This is a genomic window from Colwellia sp. Arc7-D (assembly GCF_003061515.1).
Classification (GTDB): Bacteria; Pseudomonadota; Gammaproteobacteria; order Enterobacterales; family Alteromonadaceae; genus Cognaticolwellia.
Map to the genome: position 1 here is coordinate 2,136,249 of NZ_CP028924.1, position 12,630 is coordinate 2,148,878.

At 36.1% G+C, this 12,630-nt stretch carries 10 protein-coding genes; 4 read left to right on the forward strand and 6 right to left on the reverse strand.

Going from position 1 to position 12,630, the window contains the following annotated elements; genetic code table 11:
* Window positions 1–64 precede the first annotated feature (64 nt).
* A complete protein-coding gene (gene bioA, locus DBO93_RS09405) occupies window positions 65–1,369 on the forward strand; it encodes an adenosylmethionine--8-amino-7-oxononanoate transaminase (RefSeq protein WP_108457792.1) in 1,305 nt (434 codons plus the stop codon).
* A 68-nt stretch (window positions 1,370–1,437) separates the two neighbouring features.
* On the opposite strand, the gene DBO93_RS09410 is transcribed toward bioA, so the two are convergent.
* A complete protein-coding gene (locus DBO93_RS09410; RefSeq protein ID WP_108456115.1) occupies window positions 1,438–1,815 on the reverse strand; it encodes a hypothetical protein in 378 nt (125 codons plus the stop codon).
* Window positions 1,816–1,959: 144 nt separating this feature from the next.
* Between DBO93_RS09410 and asnS the strand changes: the two genes are divergently transcribed.
* Complete coding sequence (gene asnS / locus DBO93_RS09415; RefSeq protein WP_108456116.1) at window positions 1,960–3,360, forward strand: asparagine--tRNA ligase; 1,401 nt, start codon at window positions 1,960–1,962, stop codon at window positions 3,358–3,360.
* A gap of 153 nt (window positions 3,361–3,513) precedes the next feature.
* Here asnS and DBO93_RS09420 read toward each other — a convergent pair whose 3' ends face one another.
* Window positions 3,514–4,062, reverse strand: a complete 549-nt coding sequence (locus DBO93_RS09420) for an NAD(P)H nitroreductase (protein ID WP_108456117.1) — start codon at window positions 4,060–4,062, stop codon at window positions 3,514–3,516.
* 356 nt (window positions 4,063–4,418) lie between these two features.
* Between DBO93_RS09420 and sppA the strand changes: the two genes are divergently transcribed.
* Both sppA and ansA read left to right on the forward strand, forming a co-directional pair.
* Window positions 4,419–6,281 (forward strand): signal peptide peptidase SppA, encoded by a 1,863-nt coding sequence (gene sppA / locus DBO93_RS09425; protein ID WP_108456118.1) that lies wholly within the window; start codon window positions 4,419–4,421, stop codon window positions 6,279–6,281.
* A gap of 163 nt (window positions 6,282–6,444) precedes the next feature.
* A complete protein-coding gene (gene ansA, locus DBO93_RS09430; protein ID WP_108456119.1) occupies window positions 6,445–7,449 on the forward strand; it encodes an asparaginase in 1,005 nt (334 codons plus the stop codon).
* A gap of 72 nt (window positions 7,450–7,521) precedes the next feature.
* Here ansA and DBO93_RS09435 read toward each other — a convergent pair whose 3' ends face one another.
* The 4 genes from DBO93_RS09435 to DBO93_RS09450 form a co-directional block, all read right to left on the reverse strand.
* The gene (locus tag DBO93_RS09435; protein WP_108456120.1) at window positions 7,522–10,383 is read right to left on the reverse strand and encodes a DUF349 domain-containing protein; all 2,862 of its coding nucleotides are present in this window, start codon (window positions 10,381–10,383) and stop codon (window positions 7,522–7,524) included.
* On the reverse strand, window positions 10,380–10,664 hold the full coding sequence (locus tag DBO93_RS09440; protein WP_108456121.1) for a DUF1315 family protein: 285 nt from the start codon (window positions 10,662–10,664) through the stop codon (window positions 10,380–10,382). Before DBO93_RS09440 ends, DBO93_RS09435 begins: the two co-directional genes overlap by 4 nt.
* Before the next feature lie 25 nt (window positions 10,665–10,689).
* Entirely contained in the window at window positions 10,690–11,019 is a 330-nt protein-coding gene (locus DBO93_RS09445) for a hypothetical protein (RefSeq protein WP_108456122.1), read from the reverse strand.
* Window positions 11,020–11,096: 77 nt separating this feature from the next.
* On the reverse strand, window positions 11,097–12,593 hold the full coding sequence (locus DBO93_RS09450) for an alanine/glycine:cation symporter family protein (protein WP_108456123.1): 1,497 nt from the start codon (window positions 12,591–12,593) through the stop codon (window positions 11,097–11,099).
* Window positions 12,594–12,630: the final 37 nt, after the last annotated feature.

Sequence of the window (12,630 nt, forward strand, 5' to 3'; positions counted from 1 at the left end):
ATTAACGGGTAGTCTATGCGTCAACCGCAAGATGTCAACTAATTTACCCAACCAAGCCTTACATATGAACAATAAACAAACAGAATTACTCGAATTTGACAAAAACCACGTTTGGCATCCTTACACTTCTATGTCTAAACCTTTGCCTTCATACCTAGTTGAGTCAGCTAACGGTGTACATATTAACCTGGCAAGTGGTGAAAAAGTTGTAGATGGTATGTCATCATGGTGGTCTGTACTGCATGGCTATAATCACCCTGAACTAAATCAGGCCTTAATTGACCAAACCCAAAAATTTGCTCATGTAATGTTTGGCGGTTTAACGCACGAACCTGCCATAACGTTATCAAAAACCTTAATTGAAATTACCCCTGCTGGTTTGAACAAAGTATTTTTAAGTGATAGCGGCTCGGTGTCAGTTGAAGTCGCACTTAAAATGTCATTACAGTATTGGCATAGCAAAAATAAACCTGAAAAGCATAAAATACTCACTGTTAAGAATGGCTACCACGGCGATACATTCGCTGCGATGTCAGTTTGTGATCCAATTAATGGTATGCATCAATTATTTGAACCTGTTTTAATGAAAAACATCTTTGCTCCCGCGCCTACCATAGCCTTTGACCAACCTTGGGAAAACAAAGATGTTGAAGAGCTAAGCAAAATATTTGCCGAGCACCATAACGAAATTGCAGCTTTTATTATCGAGCCGATAGTACAAGGCGCCGGAGGCATGCGCTTATATCACCCTAACTATTTAAAAGCTTGTAGAGCGTTATGTAATCAATACAATGTGCTGATGATCGCTGATGAAATTGCCACAGGCTTGGGACGAACAGGAAAGTTATTCGCCTGTGAATGGGCTGATATTAGCCCAGATATTATTTGTTTAGGTAAAACGTTAACCGGTGGCTACATGACACTAGCAGCCACCTTATGTACTGACGAAATTGCTAACGCCATAAGTAATGGTGAAGCTGGATGCTTTATGCACGGACCTACCTTCATGGGTAACCCACTTGCTTGTGCTGTTGCAAACGCCAGTCTTAACATTTTAAAGCGAAACCAATGGCAACAACAAATAGCCAATATTGAAAGTACGTTTAAAGAACATTTATTACCACTAAATTTACATGATAGAGTTAACGACGTTCGTATATTGGGCGGTATAGGCGTAGTTGAAGTTATTGAAAATGTTGATATGGCAGAGATACAAAAACGTTTTGTTGAATTAGGCGTTTGGATCCGCCCGTTTGGAAAGCTTATTTATATTATGCCGCCTTTTATTAGCAAGGAAACAGATTTAAATTTACTGATAAAGGCGATAAGTACGATATTGGATGAAGATAAATGTTTTAAACGCAATTAACGCTATTTATTTAACTAGTCGTTATTACGTTTAAAACTCATTAATTCTTTATACTTAGCAGTAAGTTATTAAACAATTTTCGATTCGGAAATTTGCACTAAAATAAAGCTTACCCAAGCGATGGTGATAGCAAGCAGCAATAATATATTAAAATGCTTACTGTCGCTTTTACGTCGGCTACGATACTTGTCTAGTATCAAACAAAAATAACTACTTAAGGCACTTAACCATAAAACTATATATAAATAACCCGTTAATGGCGTTAACCAAAACTTTCTAATTTCAATATCATGATAACGTAATAAACCATAATCAGACTCTGGTGCCGCATAGTAAGACACGATTAAAGCAAAAACGAATAATCCCCAACCTAAGATGGCTAGTATTCTCAATAGATAAGTCCATAAATCAGCAGCACTCCTTCGCTCTTTTCTAGTATTTTTCATACTTCGTACCGCCTTTTATCTCTAATTGTATTTTTTCTTTTTATAAAGACAAGATTTAGCAATTATTACTTGTTAAACCTTACAAGCAAGGTAACATATCAATCCTTAAAATTAGAGAACATTTTTGACAAAAAAGAGGTTTAAATGTCAGTCATTGCAATTACTGATATCTTGGCAGGAAAATATCCTGTTAATGAATCAATTACTATCCATGGTTGGATCCGCACACGTCGTGATTCGAAAGCAGGTATTTCATTTTTAGCGGTTCATGACGGTTCATGTTTCGACGCTATTCAAGCAATTGCTCCTAACAACTTGGATAATTATCAGACTGATATATTAAAACTTACTACTGGTGCTGCCGTAAAAGTTACCGGTATCTTGGTAGAATCACCAGGTAAAGGTCAGTCATTTGAATTACAAGCAGAGCAAGTTGAAGTATTAGGTTTAGTAGAAGACCCTGATACTTATCCAATGGCAGCAAAACGTCATAGCATTGAGTTTTTACGTGAACAAGCACATTTGCGCCCACGCACCAACATAGGTGGCGCTGTTACTCGTGTTCGTAATACATTAGCACAAGCGGTACATCGCTTTTTGCATAGTAAAGGTTACTTTTGGATCAGCACACCATTAATCACAGGTAGTGATTGCGAAGGTGCAGGTGAAATGTTCCGTGTTAGTACGCTTGATATGGAAAACTTACCGCTAAACGATCAAGGAAAAGTTGATTACAACCAAGACTTTTTTGGTAAAGAAACATTTTTAACGGTTTCAGGCCAATTAAATGTTGAAACCTATTGTTGTGCCCTTTCTAAAGTTTATACCTTTGGACCAACTTTTCGTGCTGAAAACTCAAACACTACACGTCATTTAGCTGAATTTTGGATGATCGAACCAGAAATTGCTTTTGCTGATTTGTCAGATGCTGCTGATTTAGCTGAAGAAATGTTAAAATATGTCTTTCAAGCTGTGCTTGATGAACGTGCTGACGACATGGCATTCTTCCAACAACGTGTTGATAAAACGGTTGTAGAACGATTAAATTCAGTGATTAACAATGACTTTGTACGTTTAGATTACACCGACGCAATCACTATTTTAGAAAACTGCGGTAAAAAGTTTGAAAACAAAGTAGCTTGGGGTGTTGATTTAAACTCAGAGCACGAGCGCTACTTAGCTGAAGAGCATTTTAATGGTCCGGTTGTTTTACAAAACTACCCTAAAGACATTAAATCTTTCTACATGCGTTTAAACGATGATGGAAAAACCGTTGCTGCTATGGACATTTTAGCTCCGGGTATTGGTGAAATTATTGGTGGTAGTCAACGTGAAGAACGTTTAGATGTTCTGGACAAGCGTTTAGCCGAAATGAATTTAGATCCTGCAGATTACAGTTGGTATCGTGACTTACGTCGCTACGGCACTGTTCCACACTCAGGTTTTGGTTTAGGTTTTGAACGTTTAGTAGCTTATGCAACAGGCATGCAGAATGTTCGTGACGTGATCCCTTTCCCAAGAACACCAAACAACGCTGCATTCTAAGCTTGTTAACTGTTAAACACTTAACAGGTGGACATAAAAAAACCCTCTTATAGAGGGTTTTTTATTAAGTAAAAATAAGTAAAAACATTTATTACATACACTTCACTTAAAAGCTTAACATTGCGCGATTTTTATAACGTACAATTTACCTATCTAAAAATAACTAACATGGTCTTCAAGTGATTTACTATTTTTCAAAGGTAACTCTTTTAGCTCGTCACCAATGTATAAAAAGCCAACAATTTCTTCATGTAACTCAATATTTAAACGCTCTTTAACCAATGGATGATAACTCATTTCACCCGTGCGCCACACAGAACCGAGCTTAAGACATGTTGCCGCCATTTGCATTGCATGAACCGCACAACCCGCAGCAATTAATTGCTCTTGTTTTGGTACTTTAACATGTTGATGAAACTTGGTGCTGATCACAATAATTAACGGTGCTCTAAAAGGCATTTTAGCGGCTTTTTCAATTTTAGCTTCATCGCCACCATCAGTGATCACCGCTGACTTAAATGCCTTACTTAGCTTTGTTAAACCGTCATCTTTTATTACGGTGAATCGCCAAGGCGTTAAACATCCATGGTCAGGAACACGCATTCCTGCTTTGAGAATATTATCAATGGTCTCTTGATCAGGTGTATTGCCGTGCAAATGAGGGTTAGACTGACGAGTATGTAAAAACTCTAATACATTCATAAAATTGAAAATTCCTTTAGTTTGATATCCTTTGAGCCAAAATGAACTGATGAATATAGCCATCAATTATACTGATTTTGTGTGTGAACATTACAGTTATATAGATGCTATCTACTTGTTATCATATAGGTTAAATATCTTTTGTCATCAATTAATGTAACTTTACTGTATATATCTATTTCTTCAACTTTATCATATAAAAAATTCCAAATTGTAATAAAGAATAAAATGATCGAGGGCTTAAACCTTACAAAATAACCCTCTGACAAAAATAGTTACATTTACGACTACTTAATCACGTGAATTTTCAGTAGCATATAGTATCGATAACTTAGAATAATCTGTAGACAGGTTTTATGAAAGAAAATAAGAGTACATTGGCACGAATCACCTTCGGCTTTTTTAGTTTACTTAACACTTCACGTAAAATTATACTTAATCTAGTTTTTTTTACCGTGCTATTCATTTTTATTATTGCCATTAATAGTGGTGAAGAAGCGATTGTGATTAAGCCAGGCTCAGCACTGGTGTTAAATCTAAGTGGTGATATTGTTGAACAAAAACACGATATAGATCCCATTGATGCATTCGTGAGTGAAGCTCTAGAGCAACCTGATACTGCGCCTGAAGTATTATTAGCTGACATTTTAAACGTGATCGAACACGCTGAACAAAATGATAATATTAGTATGCTTGTGTTGGACTTAAAAAACATGCAAGGCTCAGGTATTACGAAATTAAGCGATATTGCTCATGCCATTACAAAGTTTAAAACCAGTGGCAAGAAAGTTATTGCTGTGGGCGAACAATACAGTCAAAACCAATATTACCTTGCTAGTTTTGCTGATGAAATTTGGCTAAACCCTAAAGGCTGGATGCTGTTAGACGGGTATGGTCGTTATCAACTTTACTTTAAATCGGCATTAGACAAGTTATCAATTAGCCAACATGTTTTTCGTGTTGGTACTTATAAATCCGCTGTTGAACCTTATATTAGAGACGATATGTCTGTTGCTGCAAAAGAAGCTAACCAATTATGGTTAAACGATCTATGGCAACAATATAAAAACGATGTTGCCCAGCAACGTGGTTTTGAAAGCAGTAACTTTGATGAAGATGTTGATGTTCTCCTCACTAAATTGAAAGCAGCTAATGGTAATATTGCCGAGTATGCGCTGCAAAACCATTGGGTTGATGCGTTAAAAACAAGAGAACAAATTAGTAATGAATTAATCAATATGGTTGGAAGTGATGGTGAAGAAAGCTTTAAAAAAATAGTTTTTAATGATTATTTAAATGTGATCAAAAACCCATTTGCTCCGAACATAATTAACGGTGATAAAGTCGCTGTCATCGTTGCTAAAGGTACTATCTTAGATGGTAATCAAAAACCGGGTACTATTGGTGGCACATCTACGGCAGCCCTACTTCGCAAAGCTCGAATGAATGATGATGTAAAAGCGGTTGTGCTCAGAGTTGATAGTCCAGGTGGCAGTGCATATGCTTCAGAAGTTATTCGACAAGAGGTTGAATTACTAAAAGTTGCCGGTAAGCCGGTAGTTGCATCAATGGGAACATATGCTGCATCAGGTGGTTATTGGATATCTGCCCCAGCAGATAAAATATACGCCTCACCTACTACAATAACCGGCTCAATTGGTATATTTGGTTTTTTTATGACCTTTGAAAACTCATTGAGCAAGTTAGGCATTCATACTGATGGTGTAGGTACAACTGATATTGCTGGGTTTGGCTTAACACGCGAATTAACCCCTGGCATGGCTAACATTGTACAATTAAATATTGAGCGCGGTTATCGAGACTTTATTGAACTGGTTGCCAATAATCGAGATATGACAACAGCACAAGTTGATGCTATTGCACAAGGTCGTGTGTGGTCAGGTAAAAAAGCATTAGAGCTGGGTTTAGTGGATGCATTAGGTAATATTGATAACGCTATTGAAGCTGCAGCTGAACTAGCCGGTTTACAAAATTACGATACCTTACTCATTGAAAAAGAAAAAAGCCCTCGTGCATTATTCTTACAAAGCTTATTCGGACAAGCATCAGTATTGTTTAATGAACCGACTAAAGAAATTTACAGTGAAAACAGTATTACAAAAATAATCAGTCAGCTGGCTCTTGAAATTAAACAATTCTCGCAATTAAATGATCCTCAAGGAATTTATTCATTTTGTTTAGCGTGTGAAGTTGAATAAATAAAGTTTACATCAACTAACTCAAGCCTCGAATTATCGGGGCTTTTTTTTATCTAAAACCTGTTTAATTCTTCAAAGACACTGAAAACTGTGTGTTACAATCCTCGGCAATTACAATTCTACTTTGGCATTTTAATGTCAACTTTACATTAAGACTTATGCTATGAGAAAACGTATCTATATTGCTTATACCGGTGGCACCATTGGTATGAAGCCGAGTGAAAATGGTTACATACCACAAAAGCAACATTTAACCGACGCAATAATGAAAATGCCCGACTTTCATCGTGAAGAAATGCCAGAATTTACGATAAATGAATATCAGCCATTAATCGACTCATCTAATATGTCACCTGCCGATTGGCAACATATCGCTAACGATATTCAGCAACATTATGATGATTACGATGGTTTTGTCGTGCTTCATGGCACAGATACTATGGCTTATACTAGTTCTGCGCTTTCATTTATGCTCGAAAATTTAAGTAAACCCGTTATTGTTACCGGTTCACAAATACCGTTAAGCCAATTACGTTCAGATGGCCAAGAAAACTTACTCAATTCATTATATATAGCAGCCAACTACCCTATTAATGAAGTTGGTTTATATTTTAATAATAAATTATTTCGTGGCAACCGTAGTATCAAAGCCTACGCTGATGGTTTTAATGCTTTTGACTCACCTAATTTACCACCGTTGCTTGAGGCAGGTATTAACATTAAGTTAATTGAAGGTAAAATATCTGAGCCTGTTTCTCTGCCTTTAAAATTAGCACAAATTACTCCACAACCTATTGGCGTAGTACATTTATACCCAGGTATATCTGTCGAGTTAATTAAAAACATCATTAAACAACCAGTAAAAGCGTTGATAATACGTAGTTATGGTGTTGGTAACGCTCCACAAAATCAAGCAATGTTAGACTGTTTAAAACAAGCAAATGATGATGGTATTGTGATTGTTAACTGTAGTCAGTGCATTAAAGGTACAGTAAATATGAAAGGATATGCTACGGGTAATGCGCTGAGTAAAATTGGGGTAATTAGCGGTAACGATATGACTTTAGAAGCAACATTAACGAAATTACATTACTTGCTAAGTAAAGAATACTCGCACGATAAAATTTGCCAATTACTTGAAGTAAGTTTACGTGGTGAATTAAGTTAAGACATCGCTATTAGTTTGAAGCTATCAGTTTTTTATGACGGCCGACAGCTTCAAACTTAGCGAGTTATTCTTTTATTGAAATATAGGTTTAACTCTATTTAAGAAGGCAATATCTTGCTGATCAAACTTTCCTAACATGAGCCATTGAGAAAATTTATCCTCTAAATCAATTGGCGCACCAGAAGACATTTGGGTCTGCATTAAATTAACCTGTACCGCCATTCTACTTTGCTGTAGTTCGCTTGGTGATGGTATACCAGATAAAATTTCAAGCTCTAGCGTTGCATCAGCACGATTAGCCAACTGTTCTTTGTTGGTTAATTCTTTTAGTTTTTTCTGCCAGAATGTATTTAAGTGTTGGTATTCACCCTGCTCAGTAAAACCTGCTTCACTAGCAACACCTTGTTCCAACGCTGTAAATAAATAACGCCATTGTTGTTTTTCATTAGCTTGTTTACAGTCAACAATTTTCTTAGCTAAAGACTTTTCCTTCGCAATAATTTGTTTTTCAAGTTTGACCATTTTTGGCTTTTGTTGTGTTACTTCATGGTATAAAACTTGTAATGCTTGCTCAAAATCTTGTAGCTCTTGTAATTGGTTAATAGTTGAAAATTGGGCTTCAAGAGTTTGTAAAGCAAGTTCTAACTCAGCTGTTTTAGCGGTACTTGCTGATTTTTCAATCGCGGACTGTTGATCACGTTTAGTAAAAATATCATCATTAATTTTTCTAAAGGTTTGCCAAAGTTTATTTTCAACTTTAGCACCAGAATAACCAGTATTACGCCATTGAGTTTGCAACGTTTTAACTTGATTAACCGCTTTAAAAACATCGTCCTGTTCAAGTAACTGCTTAGCAGTACCAATAAGTTGCTGTTTTATTTCTTTGTTTTCATCATGATAAACTTTAATTGCAGATTTAACCGGTTGTAAAACATTATTAAACTGTTGGTTTATTTCTTGATAAATTGCACGGTCAACTTGCCCTGCACTTTGCCATTGTTTTACCACTTGGTTTAATTCAGCTTCCAATGTCTTAAAATCAACGACAATGTTTTGGTCTATATTTTCAGTTGTACTCGGTAACTTATTAGCGAGTAAAGTTGCTTGCTCCATAAAACCCTGACGGGTTAATAAGTGTTGAGCTCTAAGTTTTTCTTGTTCTGCAAAAAACAATCTACACGGCGTAAATGCAGTTTCACATAATTGATTAAACTCGGTATTTAATTTTTGTTCTTCGTCGTCGTCAGCATGACCAAGACTATTCCAAGTTTTTCGATACTGTTTAACTTTTTCAGCTTGTTCGTTAGGGTTGTCTAGTGGTGTTTCTACAATTGTTTTAATGTCAGCTAATAGTTGCTGCTTACGCGGGGTTGCAATGTAATGCTCCCAATCGGCTAAATCAGCTATTTTTTCACTGAGTGAGTCATAATCTTTTTGTATACGATTTTGTTGCTGCTCTGATAACGCATTAAAAAGTTGTTTAGCTTTTTTGAAAACGCCAAATGCAGCATTGTACTTACCCGATGCAATGAGCCTTTTAACATCATGTAGTTTTTTCTGAGTGACTGAGAATTCTTGCTTTTGCACTTGCTGAAGTGGCTTGACAGCCTGACGCCAGTTACGCTGAATTTCATTAGCCGCGTTCTTAATAGAGTCAGGTAATGCTCCAGCCGAATTTTTCTCAGCATTTTTCCATTCACTAAGCCAGTCTTGATAAACAGTTTGGCGTTCGTTCATTTCTGCAACGGTTGTTGGCATAGCCAATTGTGATACTTTTGAAATTAAATGCGTAGCGTCACTAACCGATTGTGCAATTTCAGGTAATTGCTGAAGTTTTTGCTGTTGTTGGCAAATTTTTGCAATGAAGGAATTCTGTTCTTCTTTAGTTAATACTGAAGCAATTATCTCACTGGTTAATTTATCAAACAGTGTTTGATATTGTTGTTCTTCAATATCATCATTTTCAAAAATACTTGTTGTTAATGTTTGATCAATAATAGCTAACGTTTTGTCAAAATGAATACGTGACTTCTGTTTAGCATCGCTTAGTTCACGCGCAATTTCATCCTGAACATGTTGTTCAGCTTTTGTAGCAAAAAGTTTATCAAGTTGCACAGTAATAGTTTGGTGCTTATCAATAAAGTCATTATTTTCTGCCGTATCAAATGCAGACAATTCAGCAATTAATGCTTGCCATTCTGTATTCAAACTTTCGCGCTTATCTAAGTATTCTTTATAATCGTATTGATCTTTTAAAGCTTGTAACTTTGCCAGAACTAAATTAATTTTTTTACAAAGTACGATCGGTTGTTCAATGGCGTATTGTAGCTTGGCAATTTTATCAGTTAACCGTTGTGTAACTTCAGGCTGTTGTGATTTTTTCTTAAGTTTTTCTAAAGTATCTAAATCATAAACTTTACTGATAATGTAATTTTGTACTTCTGCGTTCTGCTTTAAGCTAAATAAATTAACTAACACCTGAGGTTTCAAGGTTAATTTATTACTGAGATCATTAGCCTGTGTTTTATTCGCTATTTTTTCAAATAAGGTGATGATCAAATTAGCTTCTTCGGCTGTTTTTAACCATGTTTCAAAAAAACTATAATCATTCGTGTTTTTGATATACGTGAGTTTATCTTGCTCAGAGAGTTTAATAGTGTCTTGATCGGTTAAAATTGCGCAGACTTTTTTCCCTGCGTATTGTTTAACTTTAACCATGGTGTTTTCTTGGCTATGGGTTAACCAAGATTGGTAACTATTGAGTTTTATTAATGCAGCACGTCGAACATTTTCATTGTCGTCATTGGCGGCAAGTGCTTCAATAATTTCACGTTGTTCTGGTTCATCTATTGAAAGACTAGAATTTATTGCTTCAACGCGTACGGTACTATTTTTGTGTTGCCATTTCTTTTTTAAAAATTTAGAAAAAATCATATATCTGAAAACCTAGCAATGTCGTTATTGTCGAGCGCTGAAGGAAAGTCTGAACGTAGTTCGCGTTTTGTTTTTATGATCATCTCACCTTTAGGGCTAATAGAAAGAGTTTGATCTGAGTTTAAATGCTTAGATTGATAAGCCATGGTAATTTGTAAAGCACTTAATTGCTGTTCTTTAGCAACAACGGTACCTTCTGGCCACTTGCCAGTTTCAGCTGCACATTTTAAGCGCAAATACATTTCTTCTGACATATTGTCGACTAACTGAATGATATCCATGAATATCTCTTATAAATTAGGTTAATTAAGATTGGCTACGTTTGGTTAATATAAGTCTAACTCGGGTAATTATATAAAGAATAAAACCTAATACAGTACTGGTTATTGCAGAAATATATTCCCAAGTACCCGGTTGTGCATCTTGCCAATATAAAAACAGAAAACCACCACAAAATAATAACATAGCAATAAAGGAATGATTCATTAATTGCTGTGACTTAGTTACTGCACTTACGCGCTTTAAACTTGCTATTTTATCAGCATCTAATGCGGTTAAGTCTATTTGACAATGCTCACATTGTTTAGCTTTATCGGATATTTTTTTCTTACAACTTGGGCAATTTATTACGGCCATTTTTCTACCTCTGCTTCGATACTTTATTTTACCTAAAAAAAACACCCTTGCGGGCGTTTTTTTTCAGTAATTATCAATTATTTTTTATTTTGCTTATTAAAACGGTTTTCCCAAAAGTCAGCATTTTTAATTTCTAAACTTTTTGGATCAAAAGTGTAATCTTCAACACCTTCTTTTTGCTGTCTTTCGTAGTCTTTTAACGCTTTAATTGCAGGTTTAGCCATAAAGAAAATTGCAATAATACCAACAATATTTAACCAAGCCATTAACCCAACACCAATGTCACCTAATCCCCAAGCTGCACTTGGCTCTGCAACAGTACCGTAAAATACGGCTGTCATAATGATTAACTTAAGCACGAACCTAAGTATTGGCATTTTGATGGTTTTATTTATATATGAAACGTTGTTTTCTGCAATAAAGTAATACGCAAGTACCGTTGTAAATGCAAAGAAAAACAATGCTATTGCAATAAACGGCTTACCGAAACCAGTTAGTACACTATCAACAGCAAGCTGTGTAAAAGCAGGTCCGTTAATAACAACATCACTAGCTAAATTTTGTACAACAAAACTTGGTGCACCTTCAGGCATTACATTGTAAGACTGAGTAATTAAAATCATAAATGCGGTTGCAGAACAAACAAATAGCGTATCAATGTATACTGAAAACGCTTGAACAAGTCCTTGTTGTGCAGGATGTTGAACTTCAGCAGCGGCAGCCGCATGAGGACCAGTACCTTGACCAGCCTCATTTGAATAAACACCACGTTTTACACCCCAACCAATTGCAGCACCAAAGCCAGCCATAGGAGAGAACGCATCTGAAACGATTAACATGAAAACTCTTGGTAATGCATCAATATGTAGTGCGATAATTGAACACGCAATAATAATATAAGCTAATGCCATAAACGGTACGACAACTTGTGTGAAGCTGGCAATACGTTTAACGCCACCAAAAATGATAAAGCCAAGCAATATAACAATAAATACCGCAGTATATACTTTCGTTAAAGGCAAGGCGCCCATGAAAGAGTTTACTGAGCCACTGGTACCAAAAACATTGACCATAGCGTCACCAATACCGTTTGATTGAACAACGGGTAAAAGGACACCACATGCAAGAATTGTCGCTAGTGCAAACGTCCAAGCATACCATTTTTGTCCAAGCGCCTTTTCTATATAGTACGCTGGACCACCACGATATTGGCCGTCTTCTTCTTCTTTATAAATTTGTGCATTAGTTGATTCAATATAAGCTGTAGCAGCACCTAAGAAAGCAACGACCCACATCCAAAATACAGCACCAGGACCACCAAAACCAATGGCCGCAGCTACACCGGCAATGTTACCGGTACCTACTCGTCCCGACAACGAAACAGCTAATGCTTGAAATGAGGATATCCCCTTTGCTGAACTTTTACCTGAAAGTAATAAACGGAACATTTCACGAAAATGACGAATTTGAACAAAACGCGTTAAAATAGAGAAAAAAACTCCAGCCCCAAGACATAGATAAATTAAATATGGGCTCCAAATATAGCCATTTATAATATCCACAATTTCTTGCATTCCATACTCCTAATAATTATTATTTTTATAAAGTTAA

Bases quoted from the DNA above. Each gene is read 5' to 3' on its own strand.
- asnS (WP_108456116.1), top strand. From the start codon at position 1,960: ATGTCAGTCATTGCAATTACTGATATCTTGGCAGGAAAATATCCTGTT.
- DBO93_RS09420 (WP_108456117.1), bottom strand. From the start codon at position 4,062: ATGAATGTATTAGAGTTTTTACATACTCGTCAGTCTAACCCTCATTTG.
- DBO93_RS09410 (WP_108456115.1), bottom strand. From the start codon at position 1,815: ATGAAAAATACTAGAAAAGAGCGAAGGAGTGCTGCTGATTTATGGACT.
- DBO93_RS09440 (WP_108456121.1), bottom strand. From the start codon at position 10,664: ATGGATATCATTCAGTTAGTCGACAATATGTCAGAAGAAATGTATTTG.
- DBO93_RS09435 (WP_108456120.1), bottom strand. From the start codon at position 10,383: ATGATTTTTTCTAAATTTTTAAAAAAGAAATGGCAACACAAAAATAGT.
- DBO93_RS09445 (WP_108456122.1), bottom strand. From the start codon at position 11,019: ATGGCCGTAATAAATTGCCCAAGTTGTAAGAAAAAAATATCCGATAAA.
- bioA (WP_108457792.1), top strand. From the start codon at position 65: ATGAACAATAAACAAACAGAATTACTCGAATTTGACAAAAACCACGTT.
- ansA (WP_108456119.1), top strand. From the start codon at position 6,445: ATGAGAAAACGTATCTATATTGCTTATACCGGTGGCACCATTGGTATG.
- DBO93_RS09450 (WP_108456123.1), bottom strand. From the start codon at position 12,593: ATGCAAGAAATTGTGGATATTATAAATGGCTATATTTGGAGCCCATAT.
- sppA (WP_108456118.1), top strand. From the start codon at position 4,419: ATGAAAGAAAATAAGAGTACATTGGCACGAATCACCTTCGGCTTTTTT.